Origin of the sequence: Planotetraspora silvatica (assembly GCF_016863315.1) — a bacterium.
Taxonomy (GTDB): domain Bacteria; phylum Actinomycetota; class Actinomycetes; order Streptosporangiales; family Streptosporangiaceae; genus Planotetraspora; species Planotetraspora silvatica.
Genome location: NZ_BOOQ01000003.1, coordinates 185,058 through 202,042 on the forward strand (window position 1 = coordinate 185,058; position 16,985 = coordinate 202,042).

At 69.3% G+C, this 16,985-nt stretch carries 21 protein-coding genes; 3 read left to right on the forward strand and 18 right to left on the reverse strand.

Going from position 1 to position 16,985, the window contains the following annotated elements:
- Positions 1 to 429: 429 nt before the first annotated feature.
- The gene (locus Psi02_RS04050) at positions 430 to 942 is read right to left on the reverse strand and encodes a hypothetical protein (protein ID WP_203971937.1); all 513 of its coding nucleotides are present in this window, start codon (positions 940 to 942) and stop codon (positions 430 to 432) included.
- A gap of 232 nt (positions 943 to 1,174) precedes the next feature.
- Complete coding sequence (locus Psi02_RS04055) at positions 1,175 to 1,390, reverse strand: hypothetical protein (protein ID WP_203971939.1); 216 nt, start codon at positions 1,388 to 1,390, stop codon at positions 1,175 to 1,177.
- Positions 1,391 to 1,984: 594 nt separating this feature from the next.
- On the opposite strand from Psi02_RS04055, the gene Psi02_RS04060 reads away from it, so the two are divergent.
- Both Psi02_RS04060 and Psi02_RS04065 read left to right on the forward strand, forming a co-directional pair.
- A complete protein-coding gene (locus tag Psi02_RS04060) occupies positions 1,985 to 2,446 on the forward strand; it encodes a hypothetical protein (RefSeq protein WP_203971948.1) in 462 nt (153 codons plus the stop codon).
- A 189-nt stretch (positions 2,447 to 2,635) separates the two neighbouring features.
- On the forward strand, positions 2,636 to 2,992 hold the full coding sequence (locus Psi02_RS04065) for an MmcQ/YjbR family DNA-binding protein (protein WP_203971950.1): 357 nt from the start codon (positions 2,636 to 2,638) through the stop codon (positions 2,990 to 2,992).
- 19 nt (positions 2,993 to 3,011) lie between these two features.
- Here the strand turns inward: Psi02_RS04065 and Psi02_RS04070 are convergent, their stop codons facing one another.
- The 9 genes from Psi02_RS04070 to Psi02_RS04110 all read right to left on the reverse strand — a co-directional run bounded on the left by Psi02_RS04070 (position 3,012) and on the right by Psi02_RS04110 (position 9,857).
- Positions 3,012 to 4,229 (reverse strand): RNA polymerase sigma factor, encoded by a 1,218-nt coding sequence (locus Psi02_RS04070; RefSeq protein ID WP_203971952.1) that lies wholly within the window; start codon positions 4,227 to 4,229, stop codon positions 3,012 to 3,014.
- A gap of 21 nt (positions 4,230 to 4,250) precedes the next feature.
- A complete protein-coding gene (locus Psi02_RS04075; RefSeq protein ID WP_203971954.1) occupies positions 4,251 to 4,592 on the reverse strand; it encodes a YciI family protein in 342 nt (113 codons plus the stop codon).
- Positions 4,589 to 5,092, reverse strand: coding sequence for an SRPBCC family protein (locus Psi02_RS04080; protein ID WP_203971956.1), 504 nt, complete (start codon positions 5,090 to 5,092; stop codon positions 4,589 to 4,591). Before Psi02_RS04080 ends, Psi02_RS04075 begins: the two co-directional genes overlap by 4 nt.
- A 131-nt stretch (positions 5,093 to 5,223) precedes the next feature.
- Positions 5,224 to 5,649, reverse strand: a complete 426-nt coding sequence (locus Psi02_RS04085; RefSeq protein WP_203971958.1) for a hypothetical protein — start codon at positions 5,647 to 5,649, stop codon at positions 5,224 to 5,226.
- A gap of 415 nt (positions 5,650 to 6,064) precedes the next feature.
- Complete coding sequence (locus Psi02_RS04090) at positions 6,065 to 7,030, reverse strand: helix-turn-helix transcriptional regulator (RefSeq protein ID WP_203971960.1); 966 nt, start codon at positions 7,028 to 7,030, stop codon at positions 6,065 to 6,067.
- Positions 7,031 to 7,090: 60 nt separating this feature from the next.
- Positions 7,091 to 7,477 (reverse strand): TraR/DksA family transcriptional regulator, encoded by a 387-nt coding sequence (locus Psi02_RS04095; RefSeq protein WP_239094591.1) that lies wholly within the window; start codon positions 7,475 to 7,477, stop codon positions 7,091 to 7,093.
- A gap of 126 nt (positions 7,478 to 7,603) precedes the next feature.
- On the reverse strand, positions 7,604 to 8,296 hold the full coding sequence (locus tag Psi02_RS04100) for a formylglycine-generating enzyme family protein (RefSeq protein WP_239094592.1): 693 nt from the start codon (positions 8,294 to 8,296) through the stop codon (positions 7,604 to 7,606).
- A 93-nt stretch (positions 8,297 to 8,389) separates the two neighbouring features.
- Positions 8,390 to 8,743, reverse strand: coding sequence for a VOC family protein (locus Psi02_RS04105; RefSeq protein ID WP_203971962.1), 354 nt, complete (start codon positions 8,741 to 8,743; stop codon positions 8,390 to 8,392).
- 52 nt (positions 8,744 to 8,795) lie between these two features.
- Positions 8,796 to 9,857: a saccharopine dehydrogenase family protein gene (locus tag Psi02_RS04110; RefSeq protein ID WP_203971964.1), complete on the reverse strand. Its 1,062-nt coding sequence runs from the start codon at positions 9,855 to 9,857 to the stop codon at positions 8,796 to 8,798.
- A 94-nt stretch (positions 9,858 to 9,951) separates the two neighbouring features.
- Between Psi02_RS04110 and Psi02_RS04115 the strand changes: the two genes are divergently transcribed.
- The gene (locus Psi02_RS04115) at positions 9,952 to 10,929 is read left to right on the forward strand and encodes a helix-turn-helix domain-containing protein (RefSeq protein WP_239094593.1); all 978 of its coding nucleotides are present in this window, start codon (positions 9,952 to 9,954) and stop codon (positions 10,927 to 10,929) included.
- Between the two features lie 59 nt (positions 10,930 to 10,988).
- Here the strand turns inward: Psi02_RS04115 and Psi02_RS04120 are convergent, their stop codons facing one another.
- The 7 genes from Psi02_RS04120 to Psi02_RS04150 all read right to left on the reverse strand — a co-directional run bounded on the left by Psi02_RS04120 (position 10,989) and on the right by Psi02_RS04150 (position 16,925).
- Entirely contained in the window at positions 10,989 to 11,807 is an 819-nt protein-coding gene (locus Psi02_RS04120) for a helix-turn-helix transcriptional regulator (RefSeq protein WP_203971966.1), read from the reverse strand.
- Positions 11,808 to 11,898: 91 nt separating this feature from the next.
- A complete protein-coding gene (locus Psi02_RS04125; protein ID WP_203971968.1) occupies positions 11,899 to 12,522 on the reverse strand; it encodes a response regulator in 624 nt (207 codons plus the stop codon).
- 1 nt (position 12,523) lies between these two features.
- Positions 12,524 to 13,702, reverse strand: a complete 1,179-nt coding sequence (locus tag Psi02_RS04130; RefSeq protein ID WP_203971970.1) for a sensor histidine kinase — start codon at positions 13,700 to 13,702, stop codon at positions 12,524 to 12,526.
- Between the two features lie 5 nt (positions 13,703 to 13,707).
- Complete coding sequence (locus Psi02_RS04135; RefSeq protein WP_203971972.1) at positions 13,708 to 14,376, reverse strand: sensor histidine kinase; 669 nt, start codon at positions 14,374 to 14,376, stop codon at positions 13,708 to 13,710.
- 49 nt (positions 14,377 to 14,425) lie between these two features.
- On the reverse strand, positions 14,426 to 15,265 hold the full coding sequence (locus Psi02_RS04140; protein ID WP_203971974.1) for an ABC transporter permease: 840 nt from the start codon (positions 15,263 to 15,265) through the stop codon (positions 14,426 to 14,428).
- A 100-nt stretch (positions 15,266 to 15,365) separates the two neighbouring features.
- Positions 15,366 to 16,208, reverse strand: a complete 843-nt coding sequence (locus Psi02_RS04145; RefSeq protein WP_203971976.1) for an ABC transporter ATP-binding protein — start codon at positions 16,206 to 16,208, stop codon at positions 15,366 to 15,368.
- Positions 16,209 to 16,355: 147 nt separating this feature from the next.
- Positions 16,356 to 16,925 carry a TetR/AcrR family transcriptional regulator gene (locus Psi02_RS04150; RefSeq protein ID WP_203971978.1) on the reverse strand — a complete coding sequence of 190 codons (570 nt, stop codon included), beginning with the start codon at positions 16,923 to 16,925 and terminating at the stop codon, positions 16,356 to 16,358.
- Positions 16,926 to 16,985 lie beyond the last annotated feature (60 nt).

The window sequence follows — 16,985 nt, forward strand, 5'->3', positions numbered from 1 at the left end:
GATCTGAGGGTCGTCGGCCAGGTCGGCCTGCCGGGTGTGGGCATGCTCACCTCTCTGGACAGGTGCGTATGGGGGGATACGGCTAGGCGCCCAGTTCCTTGATGTCGATGAGTCCCGTGGCGACGGAACTACGTGGTGGCATGGTGATCAACCTCGACGGGAGGGGGGAAGGCCGTCGTCAGGGAACATTTCGACATCTGACCGCCTATGGGGGTAGGACGGGTCGATCATGAACATATCCGTGAAAGTTCGCGCCATCCAGTCCTTCTGACATGAGATTTCACGGATCTCCGAGTTTGATGTCGAGGTCGATGTCGAACCGGCCGGCTCCGGTGATCGGCCGCAATCCGGCTTGCCGGCCAACTCTCCAAGCCGGAGGCATTCGAGAGTGTGCACGTCAGGGGGGCGGTTCGCGGCGAAGTCTTCAGCTCAGCCGATGGCCCGGGTAGGTGCCTCAGCCCGGTCGCTCTGAGCGGATCCGGCCGTGCGGGTGGGATCGTCCACGGTCGGCATGGCGCCGTCGCGGTGAGCACGCTTGAGATCTTCCAGGTACGCCCGGGAGAACATGGCGGACAGGATCGCCATGCCGCCACGGTGGATCCGGACCTCTCCACTGCTCACCCGTCCGGTGATCCGGACCCGCCGGCCGCCCTGGGCCTTGACTCCCTCGCCGTCCTTGACCTTGCCGGCGCCGGTCCACTGGATGCCCCACTGGTCGACGGTGGCGTCGGCGGGCAGCAGCAGCTTGACCATGCCGTGGTCGATGTCCAGGTCCAGTTCGATGTCACCGTCGGCGATCTTCGGCGAGCGCAGGTCGATGACGGCCGCGCCACGACGGGTGCGGACCTGGAAGATGCGGGCGGTCGTCCAGTTTCCCAGGTGCTTGGTCATGGTGTGGTCGGCGTGAACTCGGACTACCTCGGCGATGCTGTTCTGTGTCATGAATGAATAGTGTCACACGCACTAGTGTCTCTGCAACTACTTCTTTCGAGACTAGTTTGGCCTCTGTCTGTGCCACGAGGTTCCGCCACCGGCGCCGGTCGGCGTGGAGTCGCCGGCGGGGGACACCGGCTGTGCGTCCACGATGCGCTCCTCCGCGCGAGGCAGCCCCGCGAGGCGGTGCTTCGCAGGGCTGTCGTCGCCTATAGGGGCTGTTCGTCGATGCGCGCAGCCATCAGTCGCAATGCTGGGTTTCCCAGCGTCCGGTCCGGTAGCTGTAGCACTCGTAGCAGCCGGCCCTCCAGAGGCACTGGCCGGGCTGCCCCGGGGTGATGTGCTGGGCGGACGCGCAGGCGCTCGGGTCGGAGGTCTGGGCGGAGGCCTGCGCGGTGCCGGTGACGAGGAGCGTGGACGCCGCCAGCGTGACGGCGAAGGCTAAACGCTTGAGCATCAGAGATCACTCCCTGAGGTGAGGACCGAACCCCCGATTGACGGGGATGACGAACGTCGGTTCCGGGTCTCGGGATACGCCGATGCGGCGCTGAACATCATTAAGACTAATCGTGGAATCAGGCGAAATCTCCCAGCCGGAGGCAAAACATTACTTCTGGCGCATCGCCGTATGAATATGATTAGCCGCATTCTCCAGAGAAATACGGTATTGCACGCCAGCTGGCTGCTGTGTGGCTTTGAACTGCGAATTCGCTCCTCGACCGAGGCGATGAACGGCACTTCCCCGGGGGTTTCAATGCCGCGCCACGGGACGGGAAATGACAGGCAAGGAAATCGGCGGCATTGCCGGCAGGCTCCTGTGGACACCGCGGCGCCGCCGGCTGATCCGAACGCAATCTCTCCCGTAGGTGGATGACAACCCACAGCAAAGGGGGCCCGGCGACGGAAAGCGCAAAGTCATGTCGCTCCTCTAAATGGCCGTCCTGCCGTCTCAATATCCGCCAACTTGCCTAGACGTGCCTGGATCTCAATGCCCACGATGGTTGGAGATCCGAAATCGCTGCAGGTCATGGCGATTCGGGGAGGAGGCAGCATGCCCAAGAATCGGCTGTCGGTGCCATTAGGTGCCGCGGTGCTCGGGGCTCTGGCGTTTGGGCTTACTCAGGCGCCGAATGGCTCCGCGGGCCTGAACTCGATGAACACGACCACGACGCTCAGCATGTCGAACCATGCGAAGGCGGCCGCGGTGACTCCGGTGCAACCTCCGCCAGGCCCTGACCGTGCCCGGGAGGAGCGCCGCTTCCACGAGCGGTTCAGCGAGGAGCGCTACCGCGAGCGCTTCAGGGAGGACCGGCGCTCCCGTGACCGGTTCAGGGGGGACAGGCGCTTCCACGAGCGGTTCAGAGAGAACCGGCGCTTCCACGAGCGGTTCAGGGAGGAGCGGCCGTTCCGTGAGCGGTTCAGGGAGGAGCGGCCGTTCCGTGAGCGGTTCGGCGAGGACCGGCGCTCCCGCGACCGGTTCAGGGAGGACCGGCCGTTCCGCGACCGGTTCTGAGAGGAGGGTCAGGAGCGGTCACCTCTGACCCCAGGTCAGGCGTGGGCGGCCGTTCGCAGGGCGAACTCACCCTGTAGCGGTCGCCCACCCGGCGAAGGCTCCAACCCGAGAAAGCCTCGACCAGGACGCCCTACGACCTGCTCGGCGGAACCCGGCTCGTCCCGGGACTCCGCGAAGTATCGTCCGGCCATGGCCGATGATCCGCTGGAGTCACTGCGCCGGCTCTGCCTCGCGCTCCCCGAGACCACCGAACGCCTCAGCCATGGCGCGCCGACCTGGTTCGTCCAGGACAAGAAGACGTTCGTGACGTACGCCGACCACCACCACGGCGCCCGGCTCGCGTTCTGGTGCGCCGCCCCGCCCGGCACCCAGGAGGCACTGCTGGCCGAGGCTCCCGAGCGCTTCTTCCGCCCGCCGTACGTCGGCCACCGCGGTTGGCTCGGCGTCTACCTCGACGTCCCCCTGGACTGGGCCGAGATCTGCGAGATCGTCACGGACGCCTACCGGACCATCGCGCCCAAGCGCCTGATCGCCCGCCTGGAGTGAGTGCGGCCCGGTGCTGCCGTCAATGAGCCAGTAGCCGGTTGCGCAGGAAACGGCGCTCGGCGTCGGTGGGTGCGAGGTCGAGCGCCGAGCGGTAGCTGTCGGCCGCCTCCTGTGCTCGGCCGGCGCGTCGCAGCAGGTCGGCGCGTGTGGCGTGCAACAGGTAGTAGTCGTTGAGCTGTCCGGTCCCGGCGATCGCGTCGACCAGGGGTAGCGCCGCCTCGGGACCGTCGGCCATGCCGATCGCCACGGCACGGTTCAGGTCCACGATCGGGCTCGGTGCGATGCGCGCGAGCTGCGTGTACAGCCCGACGATCTGCGGCCAGTCCGTCTGGGCCGCGAGCGGCGCGGTCGCGTGGCACGCCGCGATGGCCGCCTGGAGCTGGAACGGCCCGGCGCGCCGCCGGCGTAGCGCTCGCTCGCAGATCGCGGCGCCTTCCGCAATCTGCGCCTGATCCCACAGCGAGCGGTCCTGTTCGGCCAGGGTGACCAGATCGCCGGCCGCGTCCATGCGCGCCGGCCGCCGGGCGTCGTGCAGCAACATCAGCGCGAGCATTCCGTGAGCTTCGGGTTCGTCGGGCATCAACGCGGCCAGCACTCGAGAGAGACGGATGGCCTCCTGGCACAGCCGGGCCTTCCTCGGGTCTCCGTATCCTTCGTTGAACAGCAGATAGAGCACGTGGAGCACGGCGGGAAGGCGGTCCGGGAGCAGGTGCGCGGGCGGCACCCGGAACGGGATGCCCGCGTGCGCGACCTTCTGTTTGGCCCGGAAGAGGCGCTGGCCCATGGTGCGTTCCGGCACCAGGAACGCACGCGCGATCTCGGCGGTGCTCATGCCGGCCAGGCTCCGCAGGGTCAGCGCCACCTGGGCCTCGAGACTCAGCGATGGGTGGCAGCAGGTGAACATGAGCTCCAGGCGCTCGTCGGGGATCTCGCTGTCGCGCAGGTAGGGCGACGGCTCCGGGTCCATCGCGGCCACCTCCCGCAGCTTCGCCGCCTCAGTCGACGCGCGACGCATCCGGTCGATCGCGTGGTGGCGAGCCGTGGTGGTCAGCCACGCCAGTGGCTGGTCCGGTACGCCTGATTCCGGCCACCTTTGGAGCGCCTTCGCGAACGCGTCCTGCGTACACTCTTCGGCCAGGTCCCAGTCGCCGCCGGTGAACCGGATCATGGTGGCCACGATCCGGCTCCACCCGTCGGCGTAGATCCCGGCGATCCGGTCCTTCACCTGACCCGTCACCGGCGTCGTCCGTCTCAGTCGCTAGTCCTCGTCGTCCGGCCAGAACGGACGCAGTTCGATCATCCCCGCCCACGCCATCGGGTGCTTGGACGCGACGTCGATGGCTTCGTCGAGGTCGGCGCACTCGATGATGTCGAAGCCGGCTATCTGGTCCTTGGTCTCCGCGTAAGGGCCGTCGGTCAGCAGCACCTCGCGATTGCGGACGCGGACCGTGGTCGCGTCGCTCGCCGGCCGGGTGCGGCTGCCCATCAGCCGGATCCCCTCGCCGTCCATCTCCTTGACCCAGTCCTCGACATCCGGGGCGCCGTCGTCCTGGCCGGGCGTGTAGCTCGGGTCGGTGCACACCAGCATCAGGTACTTCATCGGGCTGCTCCTATCGTGGAATCGGTAGTGGCCATCGCGGTGATCGTGGTGGTCATGTTCCGGCACAGGGTGACCAGACGGTTGTTGAGCCCCTGCGGATCGGCCTCGGCACCGTCGCGGGCGCCGCTGGCGCCGGGGCCGTGGGTGAACGAGTGACGGACCAGGGTGCTCCCCGGCTCGCCGCCCTCGCGCAGCTCGTAGCGCCACGTCGAGCCGACCAGGCCGGCGTCGTCCAGAACCGTCCAGGCGAAGACGCTCGGCCGTTCCGCTTCTATGACCACGCAGGTCACCATACTTTCGAATCCGCTGGGGAACCGGTTGCGGCCGATGAATCGGGCACCCGGCACCGGGCCTCGGGCGCCGTCGCACCAGGAGCCGCCGGTGGCCTCCGGGCTCCACTCGCCGATCCGGCCCACCGCGGTGACCAGGTCCCACATCCGCTCGCGTGGTATCGGGACGGTCAGGGCGACCGCTACCTGTGCCCCGGTGACCATGTCCATGAGTGTTCTCCTCTCCCGTTCGTCAGATGGATGACGAACGGGCGGGGCGCTCCACTACAGCTCACATCAAGATTCTTTTCGCGGAGCCGGTCAGCCGGGACGGCCGCGATCAAGTCGGCTCGGCCGGCGGATCACAAGAAGCCCGGTCCTCGGGTGTCGGCCCGGAACGAGCACCGCCCGTGCGTCCATTCCCGGAGCTTTTCGTCGACTTCCGCCAGCGGCACGCCATGGACCTGGTGGAGGTTGATGGCCACTGGAGTACCGAATGCCAACTCGTGCGAAAGCAGGTCGACATCGACGTGCTCACCATCCGCGGCGGCGGCCCGGGCCAGTTCTTCAGCGACCGCGCGGGCGCGGTTCGGGGGGACAGGCCTCACGTGGATCGAGGCGGGCAGCGCGTCCATGACGGCGGCGGGATGTAGGTCGACACACCACAAAAGATGTCCGTCGTCATTCGGCCGGTAGCCGCAACCCTCGACCAGGCCCCACGGAACGTGGAGCGGAAACGTGCCGGTGAAGGCGCCGCTGTAGTCCAGGCCTGTGGGAGTCAGCCGCATTCGCCGGCACCCCCCGCCGCCGCCAGTACGCCCAATTCATGAGGAGCTCCACGTGGGCTCCCACCACCCAGAACACCAACAGGAGGAGCAGGCCTCCCGCCGCGTAGGTCAAGCCGAGGGCTAATCCGTGAATCTGCTGTGAGACCCACCGGAGCGCCAGGTATCCCCCGGCGAGCACAGCCACGGCCAGGCAGAGGATCACGACGCTCGGCAACGGCCGGTCCTTGCTGGTGATCAGCAGGTACTGCTCGCCGGGCGGGCTCGTCTCCATCAACCTCCGTCCCGGGTCGTCGTCCTCGACCGTTTCCGCATCCTTCACGGCGTGAGATCGATGTCGAGCGCCTCATGGCCCGTTATCTCACACCGAAGCGGGCAGGCCAAGATCGCGCCGCACGTCGACCGCCATCCGGCACGGTCAGGGACGCGGGCCCTCGCCTGCCGCCAGCAGTCGCGACCCGACGACGCGCGCGACCTCCTGGAGCTCGGGGCACCTCACGATCCGGTACGCCGCCGGGATCGCCGCGAGCTGCTCGGCGTACCACCACGGGTTGCTGGTGCTGCCGACCAGGCGAGTGGTCTCGGCATCGAGCGGCTCGAGTCGTCCGAGGGTGCGGGGGAGGCAACGCGCCACGGTGTCGACGGGTGCGTCGATCACGACCTCGGCGTCGTACTCCCAGCCGACGGCCAGATGGTCCTCGAGCATGGCGACCGGGTCGAGGTCGGCGGGTGGGCTGAAGATGTCGTCGAGCACCTCGACTCCCTGGACCCGGTCGATCCGGTACGCCCGGCGGGCGTCCTTGCTGTGCGACCAGCACAGCAGGTACCACCGGCCGTGGCGGACGACGACCGCCCACGGGTCGACCTCGGTGACCCACTCCGACCCGGCCTCGGAGCGGTAGCCGAGCCGTACCCGCCGGTGGTTCGAGCAGGCCTGCACGAGGGCGGTCGTGGTCTCGGGGTCGGGCCGGGCGGCGGCGCGATCGGGAGCGGGCGCCGTGGTCCGGCGTACGGCCTCGGCGTGCGCGGCCACGGACTCGGGGAGCGCTCGCACGATCTTGCCGAGCGCGCTGCCGACCGGGTCCGTGGGATCGCTCGCGTCGTGATGGCCGTCGAGCACGGCCATGACCAGGCCGAGGGCCTCGACGGCGCTGAACATCAGGGGCGGAAGCCGGAGGCCGCGGCCGACGCGGTAGCCGCCGTAGGGCCCGCGGACGGACTCGATCGGGATGCCGGCCTCGCGGAGGATGCCGACGTACCGCCGGGCTGCCCGCTCCGACACACCGAGCTTGTCGGCCAGCCGATCCGCGGTGATGCCCGGGCTGCCCTGGACCAGTTCGAGGGCCATCAGCGCCCGGGCCGTCGGGCTCGCGTCGGATTTCACCGCACCCTCACATTCCGGAAGCAGAACATCCGGAATGGAACCTAACACGCGACGGTCCCCTCAGCGTCGGGCGCTTGCGCAGGTGATGCAGGTCTTCGCCGCTGGACGGACCTTCAGCCGTTCGACCGCTACGGGGCGTCCGCACCTCTCGCACACCCCGTACGTCCCGTCGTCGAGCCGTTCCATGGCCGTGTCCAAATCGGCGAGATGACTCTGCGCCTGGTCGAGCAGGGCTTGGACATGGGCGCGCTCGAAGGCGGTGGACGAACCCTCGGGGTCGTGCTCGTCATCGGTGGCCACCAGCGCGGACGACTCGACGATGGCGTCCCAGTCGCGCGTCAGCGAAGCGACTCGCGCCATGGTCCGCTCACGGTCGGCGCCGAGGAGATCCCGCATGGTCGCCTGCTCGGAGGGGGAAAGAGCGGCGCCCTGAGATCGCTCAGCCATCACGATTCCACCTCCTCACGATCGAACTCGATTTCATCACCAGACGACCACGCCGTCGATGACGCGGGCTTGTTCGACGCCGTGAATGATGTCGCCCGGACGGAACCGGATGTGGTCGTCCCTCCATCACTGCGATCGGGTGAGCCGGAACCCGAGGTCGTCGATGCGGAAGGTCGGGTGACTCTTGCGGCGGCAGGACGCCCGGCATCCACGGGGTCGATCATGCGCGCCTCCGCCGCGGAAGACGCGGTACGGCCCGTAGACGCCGGGATCGTAGAGGTCCCAGCACCACTCCCACACGTTGCCGATCATGTCGTAGAGGCCCCACGCGTTCGGCGCCCTGGTCGCGACGTCGTGTATCTCACCGCCGGAGTTCTCGCGGTACCAGGCGATCTCGTCCAGCTCTCCGTAGCGGACGCCGGAGGTCCCGGCCCTGCACGCGTACTCCCACTCCGCCTCGGACGGGAGGCGGTAGCCGTCCGCCTCCCGGTCGCAGACCACGTCCTGCCCGTCGGGGTCGTCGCCCATCGAGTAGCAGGGTTCGAGCCCCGTCGCCTGCGAGAGCAGGTTGCAGAACCGAACGGCCTCCTTCCAGGAGACCTCGGTCACCGGCGTGCACGGCCCCGCCGGGCTCGCGGGCGCCTCATCTCGAACGGCGCGATACAGCTCGCGGGTCACGGGATACGGCGCCAGCAGGAAGGCCCCGACCTCGACCTTCCAGTCCGTCCTCGTGCCCTCGTCCCGCAGGACGATCTCCCCGGCAGGGATCTCGATCATGCGCTCGGCGATCTCCTCGGGCGGCGTCGATTCGATGCTCATCTCGCAGATCCTCTCCCGCATGTCGAGTGCTCAACTTCACCTGATCGGCGAGGGAAAGCCGACCCGGTACGGACGCCGACCCGATCCTCGTCGTCAGGCGAGCGGTTCGAGGAACTCCAGACGGTTGCCGTGAGGGTCCTCGCTGTAGAAGCGGCGCATCCCCGGGAAGTCGTCGTCGAAGATGACGGGATACCCGGCCTCGCTCAGGCGCCGGGCCCACTCGTCGATCTCCTGGACCAGGAGACCGGGATGCGCCTTGCGGGCCGGACGGAAGTCGGATTCGACGCCCAGGTGCAACTCGATGCCGTGGCCGCGGAACCAGCACCCGCCACGTGCGGCGAGCACGGGAGGCTTGGGGATCTCGGCCAGACCGAGCACGCCTTCATAGAAGACCCGGAGGGCGGGTTCGCTTCCGGGGGGACAGGCCAATTGGACGTGATGCAACATGGACGACTCCTGCCCCCCATTCATCTTGATGTGAAGATACTTTATCTCCAAGTCATCCGTCGCCCAGCGACAGTTCGTCCAGTGGCAGGGACCGCAGGAAGTCCTCGGCATCGAAGATCTCCCCGGCGGTGACGACGCCGGCGGCTCGGGTACGGCCGGTCAAGATCCGCTCGGTGGCCTCCACCACGATCGGCGCGGTGACGGCGTAGATGTCGCGGCCCCGCGCCGACACCCGCCGCTCCTCGTCCCCCCGGCGGACGACGACCTCGACCAGGAAGACCTGGGCCGATCGGCCGCTGGCGTCAGCCGCCTGCGGGCCCTTGGTCTCCGGGTCGCTGAGGTCCTTCAGCGGGGCGACGTTCAGGAAGGTGTCGATCCGCGCGGTGTCCAGGTGCCGGGAGATGGTGATCACGTCGGTGGTGGAGAACTGTCCCACGACGTCCTGGGTCCCGAAGGGGTCGGAGAATGTCCAGGTCCCCGTCGGCGGCGGCTCGTCGCCCGCGAGAACCTGGAGGTGGTGGTCGGAGAAGACCACCCGCCGCCCGGCCCGGCGCGCGCCGGCCAGCAAGGTTCCGCGGGTCGGGTGCCAGCTGTCCAGCGCCACCGCGATCGAGATCTCGTCGGCCGCCGGCCAGTCACCCATCGCGACGGTGGCGAGCAGGTCGCCCAGCGCGCCGTAGAACGCCATCACCGGAGCCACCACGATGCCCGCCTCCTTCACCCGCGGGTCATCCCGGTAGGTGTCGAAGGTGTTGATCGCCACCAGGGTCTCGCCCGTGACGTCCAGGTAGTGGATTCCGGCGCGCAGCGCGGCTTCGATCAGCGGCGGGGCGGTGTCGCCGAACGGCCCGGCACAGTTGATCACCGCGGCCGCGCCGGCGATCGCGCGGTCGAGCGAGGCCGGGACGTCGGCCGAGGCGATCCTCCACTCCACGCCGGGGTGGGCGGCGGCGGCCGCCTCCAGCTTCGCCGCGTCCCGCCCGGACAACACCGGCGTCCAACCGCGCTCCAGCAGTTCCGCCGTCACGAACCGGGCGGTGTGCCCGTAGGCGCCGAACACCGCGACCACCGGCTTCTCGCGTCCGTGGTCGGGTCGGTCGTTGGTCTCAATCATCAGGTCTCTCCAGCCGTGGGAACTGCTCCGATCCTGCCGAGAGGTGCCGTCGGGGGCCACCGTCCTCGACGTCAACCTGCGCTAGATTCGCGCCATGCGTCCCCATCGCGTCGTCATGGCCGTCACCGACGACATGCCGATCTTCGAAGCGGCCGTCCCGTGTCAGATCTTCGGCGTCGACCGGCCGCACCTGGCCGATCCGTGGTACCAGTTCTCGGTGGTCCCGGTCGGGAGCGGGCCGGTGCGGCTGAGCCCTGGATTCACCCTTCCCCCGGTACGCCACGGGTGGGATCTGGAATCGGCGGACACCCTCGTCGTCCCGGCCTGCACGAATGTGCACGAAGACCCGCCGGCGGAGCTGGTGGAGGTCGTTCGGAAGGCGTACCAGCGGGGGATCCGGATCCTGTCCATCTGCTCCGGCGCCTTCGTCCTGGCCGCCGCCGGGGTGCTCGACGGGCGCAGGGCCACCACCCACTGGCTGCACGCGGAGGAGCTGAGCCGCCGCTATCCCGCCGTCCGGGTCGACTCGTCCGTGCTCTACGTGGAGGACTCCAACGTGATCACCTCCGCGGGGACGGTGGCCGGCATCGACGCCTGCCTGCACGTGGTGCGGGTCGACCACGGCGCCGCGGTGGCCGCCGAGCTGGCCCGCCGCCTGGTCACCCCGCCGCACCGGGACGGGGGGCAGGCTCAGTACCACCGCCCGGTCTCGCCCGCGGTCCGCGACGACTGGCTGGCCGCCCTGCTGGACTGGGCCGGCAAGCACCTGCATCTGCCGTTGTCCACCGCCGACCTGGCCGCCCAGGCCAATGTCAGCGTGCGCACCGTGGAGCGCCGATTCGCCGATGCGCTCGGGATGTCGCCGCTGCGCTGGCTGCTGCAGCAGCGGGTGCGCCGGGCCCAGCAGTTCCTGGAGACCACCGACCGGCCGATCGGATGGATCGCCGCCACCTGCGGCTTCGGCGGTCCGGCCAGCCTGCGGGCGCATTTCGCCCGGATCGTCGGAGTGTCACCCAGCGCCTACCGGCGGACGTTCCACGAACGGCCCGGTGCGGTGCGGATCGCCAGCTGACCGGGCCGCTCCACTGATCGGCCGGGCGACCGGCGTTGAGGTCAACGGCTCCGGCGGCTCTACCGGGAGTGAGTGCCCAGCCGGGCCAGAGCCTTCTCCGAGGGGCTGCCGGGCTCGGCCGCCAACACGATGATCTGGTGGGGGCGGGAGCTTTCGACGGTGAACATCTCGTAGGAGAGAAAGAGGTCGCCGACGTCGCGGTGGCGAACCCGAATGAATGAGCCGGTCAGGGCCCGTACTTCGTGCCGAGCCCACATCCGGCGGAAATCCTCACTTGCGGCCCCGAGTTCCTCGATCAGCTCGACCAGGGCCGGGTCATCGAGGTCGGCTCCCGCCGCGGCGCGCAGATGGGCCACCTTGACCAGGGAATGGTGCTCCCAATCCAGGTAGAACGCGCGGGCCTCGGGTTCGAGGAAGGCCAGTCTGACGAGGTTGTCGCCGTGCTCCAGCCCTGCGTAGAGGGCCTCGGCCATCTGGTTCCTGGCCAGCACGTCGAACCGGCCGTTCACCACGAGCGCCGGTACGTGGTCGCAGCCTTCCACGAACCGCAACACGATCGGGTTGACCTCTTCGACCCGGTCGGCGGTCCTCCGTTTGCGTGGCTCGCCGCGTGCGAGCTCGTGCAGATGCTCGGTGGCGTCGACGTCGAACCACAGGGCGCGTGCCAGAGCCCGGAGCACTTGATCGGATGGATGGCATTCCCTGCCCTGCTCCAGCCGGGTGTAGTAGTCGACGCTCACGCCGGCCAGCATCGCCACCTCGACGCGGCGCAAGCCCGGTGTCCGTCGCCGGCCGAACCGAGGTAGCCCCACCTGATCGGGCGACATGACCGAACGCCGGGCACGGAGGAACTCACCAAGAGGGCTCCCACCGTCCATATTGACAAGCTACCGACAATCTCGTCAGGAAACGTGGGCGTGATACACCCACGTTCGGCCGGCGGACGTCGGGGGCGTCGCGCCTCCGCTCCTACCGGATGATGAATCCGCGGTCCAGGGCGACGGTCACGGCGGCGGTGCGGTCGGAGACGCCGAGCTTGCCGAAAACACGCAGCAGGTGGGTCTTCACCGTGGCTTCGCTGATGAACAGCGTCTTGCCGATCTCCGCGTTGGTCAGCCCCTCGGCCACCAGGGAGAGCACCTCGGCCTCGCGCGGCGACAGCGACTCGCTCGCGGGCGCCCGCATCCGGGTGACCAGCCGGGTCGCCACCGACGGTGACAGCACGGTCTCCCCGCGCGCCGCCGAGAAGATCGCGGCCAGCAGATCGGCCCTTGAGGTGTCCTTCAGCAGGTATCCGGCGGCCCCCGCTTCGACCGCCCGCACGATGTCCTGGTCGGTCTCAAAGGTGGTCAGCACGATCACCCTGCTTTCCGGGCGTGCGGCGAGGACGCGCGCCGTGGCGCTCACCCCGTCCCCGTTCGGCATGCGCAGGTCCATCAGGATCACGTCGGGACGCGACTCCGCGGCCCGCACCACCGCTTCGTCCCCCGACGCGGCCTCCCCCACCACGGTGATCTCGGGGTCGGCCTCCAGCATTCCCCGCAGTCCCTCACGGACCACCGGATGGTCATCGACGATCATCAGACGCAACATGTCATGCTCCCTGATCGGGCCGGCCGGTGGGGACGACGGCCTCCAGAACGGTGCCCCCGCCCGGTGGGCCGGTCACGGTGAGGGTGCCGCCCGCCTGTTCGACCCGGGCACGCATGCCGCGCAGACCGTACCCCTCGGTGGCGGACGGATCGACGCCGGCGCCGTCGTCCTGGAGGGTCAGCCTGGCCGCTTCCGGCGTGTATTCCAGCGTCACCGTGACGGACCCCGCCCTGGCGTGCTTGCGCACGTTGGCCAACGCCTCCTGCGCCGCGCGGAGCAGGACGACGTCGACCTTGGTCGGGGTCGCCCTGGAGTCGCCCCGCACCTCGAACACGGTCGACACCGAGAGCTCCTCACCGAACTTCGAGGTGATCCGCCCGAGTGCCTCCTCCAGGGTGGCCCCGGACAGCGGCGCCGGGCTGAGCTCGGTGATCAGCGTGCGCGCCTCGGCCAGGTTCTCGCGCGCGGTCTGTACGGCCAGCTCGACCCGACGGGGGTCGGGCTGCTGCAGCAACATGATGATGCTGGTGAAGCCTTGGGCCAGGGTGTCGTGGATCTCCCCGGCGAGGCGCTCGCGTTCGGCCAGGGCCCCGCGCTCGGCCGACAGCGCGGCCACTTCGGCGCGCTTGGCCTCCAACTCCTGGATGAGCGAGGCCCGCTCCCTGCTCTGGCCGATGACGTCGACGATCCAGGGGCCGAAGGTCAGCGCGAAGGCGAGGACGGTGAGCGTCACCCCCAGGAAGACGGTCAGTTCCTGCAGCGACGGCGGGTCGACGAGGAACTCCAGCGCGGGGGCCACGTTGAAGATGATCACGGCGATTCTCGCCTGGTTCTTGGGGACCATCATGAAGCACTGCGCGCACAGGGCGAAAAGGAGAAATCTGGTGGGCGGGCAGATGGCGGACACCGGGGTGAACAGCACGATCAGCAGGACGACGTACGTCCTGCCCTCCCACGAGCGATACCCCACGCCGACGGCCCGCCGTCCGAGCCGCACGTACGCGACCAGGCATCCGCTGAGCAGCACGATCGCGGTGACCCGCTCGGCCGTCCCGAGCGTGCCATCGGAGATCGCGAAGAAGACGGAGGACAGGAAGGCGACGAGGTAGAGCAACTCCCATCCGCTCAGGCGCATGAACACGTGCTGGGACGTGGGCGGGGAATTGTCACGCAATTTCACGACGGTCACTCTGTCACCTCGAACGTCAGCGTCGTCCCCTCTCTCGGCGAGCTCCGCACCCGCATCGAGCCGCCCGCCTGCTCCACCCGGCTCCGGATCGCCCGCAGGCCGTACCCGCCGGTGGCGGACGGGTCGAAGCCGCGACCGTCGTCGCGGACCTCCAGCGTCACCGTCCGCGGGCCGTAGGTCACCGAGACGTCCACCCGGCCGGCCGTCGCGTGCCTGCACACGTTCGCCAGGGCCTCCTGGGCGGCGCGGATGAGCACCACCTCGGTGGGCGGCGTCAGCGGGCGCGACTCGCCGTGGACCGTGAACGCCGCGGCCGTCTCCGACTCCTGCCCGAGCCGGTCCGTCAGCCGGACCAGTGCCTCGTCCAGGGCGGAGCCGTCCAGCGGCGCCGAGCCGAGTGCGGCCACCAGCGCGCGCGCCTCGGCCAGGTTCTCGCGCGCGGTCTGTACGGCCAGCCTCAGATGACGGGCCGGGTCGGCCTGGGCTTCGGCCGCCTGGATCAGCATGATGATGCTGGTGAACCCTTGGGCCAGGGTGTCGTGGATCTCCCCGGCGAGGCGCTCGCGTTCGGCCAGGGCGCCGCGCTCGGCCGACAGTCTCGCCACCTCGGCCCGCTGGGCCTCCAGTTCCGCGATGAGGGCGGCCCGCTCCTCGCTCTGCTTCATGGTCGGTTCCATCCACGTAGCGCATGCCGGGCATGCCGCCCGGGCGGGATCACCCGTCGCGGCGGCCCTTCCAGCGGAACGTCGTCAGGCACAGCAGCAGGCCTCCGACGACCCAGGCTCCCAGCACCAGGGCGACCCGGCCGAGCTCGTAGGAGTTCGTGAGCTCCAGCGTGGCGCCGGCGTCGCCGAGGAAGACCGAGCGGAAGCCCTGGCACATCCACTTGAGCGGGAACACCGAGGCGATGTTCACCAGCCAGGCCGGGAGTTGGGTGACGGGGATGAAAACCCCGGAGATGAACTGCAGCACCACGAACGGCATGGCGATCACCGCACTGGCGCTCTTGCCCGACCGGGGCAGGCTGCTGACCGCGATGCCGAGCAGCGACGAGCCGAGCACCCCGAGCACGAACACCCAGACGAAGGTCAGCCAGGTGGAGATCTCGGAGGGCAACTGCAGGCCGAACAGCGCGACCCCGATGGTCAGTAGGATCACGACCTGGCAGAAGGAGATGAACAGGGTGTTGAGCGCCCTGCCGACGAAGTAGGAGCTGCGCGGCAGCGGTGTGCCCAGCAACCGCTTGAGCGTGCCGTCGTCGCGGTCCATCGCGATGCCGATGCCGAGATTCTGGAAGCCCGTCATCGCCGCCGAGCCGATCAGCCCGGCCACGTAGAGCTGGGAGACGTTGAGGCCCGTCCCCTCCAGATCGTCGGCGAAGATCGAGCCGAAGATCAGCAGCAGGACGATCGGGAACGAGAAGGTGAAGATCACCGCATCGCGCTCGCGGAAGAAGATCTTGGTCTCGAGTGCCGCCCGCGACAGGCCCAGCTGTATGGCGGAGGGCTGCCGGACGACAGGAGGCGCGGGGGCTCGGGTGGCGGTCTGGCTCATGGGGTGATCACCTCGGGGGATGGGGAGCTGAGGGGGATGACGGCGCGACCCAGGCCGAAGAGGGGGTGAACGCCTCTGTGCCTGACCGCGCAGGGCGTGGTCAGGACGGGGCCTCGATGAGCCGGAGGTAGACGTCCTCCAGCGAGGGACGGGTCACGGTCAGCTCGGGAACCTCGCCGTCGAACTGCTGGGCCAGTTCCAGCACCGTCCTCGTCGGGGTGTCGGTCTCCCGCGAACGGTGCTCCCCCGCCTCCGACCAGCCGACCGTCGCCTTGGCGGTCGCCCGGCCCCCCAAGGTCGTCGGGTCGCCCTCGGCGACGATGCGGCCCTGGGCGACCACGGCCACCCGGTCGGCCAGCGCCTCGGCCTCGTCCAGGTAGTGCGTGGTCAGCACGATCGTGGTCCCCTGGTGGGCCAGGTCTCCGATCAGCTCCCAGAACTGCCTGCGGGCCTCGGGGTCGAACCCGGTGGTCGGCTCGTCCAGGAAGAGCAGCTCAGGACTCCCGATCACTCCCAGTGCCACGTCCACCCGGCGCCGCTGACCGCCGGAGAGCTGGCGGATCCGCTTGCCCGCCTTGTCCGTCAGGCCGACCTGCTCGATCACCTCGTCCGGGTCCTTGGCATTGGGGTAGTAACCCGCGAAATGCCGCACGGTCTCCCGCACGGTCGCCTCTGCCACGTCGTCGGCCGTCTGCAACACCACGCCGATCCGCGAACGCCACTCCCGTGTCGGCCTGCCCGGGTCGACGCCGAGGACGCTGACCTCCCCGGCGTCCCTGGTCCGGTAGCCCTCCATGATCTCCACCGCGGTGGACTTCCCGGCCCCGTTCGGGCCGAGGATCGCGAACACCTCACCCGCGTTGATGTCGAGGTCGATGCCCCCGACCGCCTGCACGTCGCCGTACCGCTTGGTCAGGCCCCGCACTCTCACCGCTGTCGTCATGGCCCCAAGCGTCGTCCCGGTACGGCTGCCGCGACACCTACGACCGGTGGAGTGGGCTGTCCACCGTTCGATGGACACGATCGGGAGGTACCTGGGGATATCGGGGAGCGATCGTCCATGGCGACGGAGTCGGTCCCCGCACGCGGCCTACTTCCGGGCGCGGAAGGCGTCCATGAGGTAGTCGAGCAGGCGTTCGACCTGATCGGGGTCCAGGGCCGCCATTGCGGCGCCGTTCGCGGAGACCAGGACGTCGAGTGGCTCGATGCCCTGCCGGAGCACGCCGTCCCGCACCCCGGCGTCGAGGAGCAGGCTCACGGCGTCGAGCGCACGAGCTCTGGCGCCGGGGAAGGCGACGGCCATCGTGTCCGTCGCCGTCGTGGCGCGCAACGCCTGCGCGAGGCCGTGCTTGGCGGTCAGGTAGTCCACCCATCGTCCCAGCCAGACGCGCAGCGCCTCGTCCGCGGGCATCGTCGCGAGCACGTCGCCCGCCGAATCGCAGACCCGCGCGAGCTCGCTCGCGTGTGCCGCCTCGATGAGGGCCTCGCGTGTCGGGAAGTGCCGGTACAGGGTTCCGATTCCCACGCCTGCCTCTTTCGCGATGCCCTTCAGGGAGGCGCCGGGGCCCTCGCGGGCGAACGCGCGGGTCGCGATGTCGAGGAGCCGTTCACGGTTCGCCCGGGCGTCGGCTCGGGGCTGTCTGGGGTCCTTGGTGTCCATGGATCGCTTCCTGCGAGAGTCCGCCCGCGTTGTAAAACGGAGTCGGGTCCGCTTATATTG

Bases quoted from the DNA above. Each gene is read 5' to 3' on its own strand.
- Psi02_RS04145 (WP_203971976.1), bottom strand. From the start codon at position 16,208: ATGACGACAGCGGTGAGAGTGCGGGGCCTGACCAAGCGGTACGGCGAC.
- Psi02_RS04050 (WP_203971937.1), bottom strand. From the start codon at position 942: ATGACACAGAACAGCATCGCCGAGGTAGTCCGAGTTCACGCCGACCAC.
- Psi02_RS04080 (WP_203971956.1), bottom strand. From the start codon at position 5,092: ATGGACATGGTCACCGGGGCACAGGTAGCGGTCGCCCTGACCGTCCCG.
- Psi02_RS04150 (WP_203971978.1), bottom strand. From the start codon at position 16,925: ATGGACACCAAGGACCCCAGACAGCCCCGAGCCGACGCCCGGGCGAAC.
- Psi02_RS04100 (WP_239094592.1), bottom strand. From the start codon at position 8,296: ATGAGCATCGAATCGACGCCGCCCGAGGAGATCGCCGAGCGCATGATC.
- Psi02_RS04095 (WP_239094591.1), bottom strand. From the start codon at position 7,477: ATGGCTGAGCGATCTCAGGGCGCCGCTCTTTCCCCCTCCGAGCAGGCG.
- Psi02_RS04120 (WP_203971966.1), bottom strand. From the start codon at position 11,807: ATGGACGGTGGGAGCCCTCTTGGTGAGTTCCTCCGTGCCCGGCGTTCG.
- Psi02_RS04060 (WP_203971948.1), top strand. From the start codon at position 1,985: ATGCCCAAGAATCGGCTGTCGGTGCCATTAGGTGCCGCGGTGCTCGGG.
- Psi02_RS04055 (WP_203971939.1), bottom strand. From the start codon at position 1,390: ATGCTCAAGCGTTTAGCCTTCGCCGTCACGCTGGCGGCGTCCACGCTC.
- Psi02_RS04075 (WP_203971954.1), bottom strand. From the start codon at position 4,592: ATGAAGTACCTGATGCTGGTGTGCACCGACCCGAGCTACACGCCCGGC.
- Psi02_RS04135 (WP_203971972.1), bottom strand. From the start codon at position 14,376: ATGAAGCAGAGCGAGGAGCGGGCCGCCCTCATCGCGGAACTGGAGGCC.
- Psi02_RS04125 (WP_203971968.1), bottom strand. From the start codon at position 12,522: ATGTTGCGTCTGATGATCGTCGATGACCATCCGGTGGTCCGTGAGGGA.
- Psi02_RS04140 (WP_203971974.1), bottom strand. From the start codon at position 15,265: ATGAGCCAGACCGCCACCCGAGCCCCCGCGCCTCCTGTCGTCCGGCAG.
- Psi02_RS04105 (WP_203971962.1), bottom strand. From the start codon at position 8,743: ATGTTGCATCACGTCCAATTGGCCTGTCCCCCCGGAAGCGAACCCGCC.
- Psi02_RS04085 (WP_203971958.1), bottom strand. From the start codon at position 5,649: ATGCGGCTGACTCCCACAGGCCTGGACTACAGCGGCGCCTTCACCGGC.
- Psi02_RS04065 (WP_203971950.1), top strand. From the start codon at position 2,636: ATGGCCGATGATCCGCTGGAGTCACTGCGCCGGCTCTGCCTCGCGCTC.
- Psi02_RS04110 (WP_203971964.1), bottom strand. From the start codon at position 9,857: ATGATTGAGACCAACGACCGACCCGACCACGGACGCGAGAAGCCGGTG.
- Psi02_RS04115 (WP_239094593.1), top strand. From the start codon at position 9,952: ATGCGTCCCCATCGCGTCGTCATGGCCGTCACCGACGACATGCCGATC.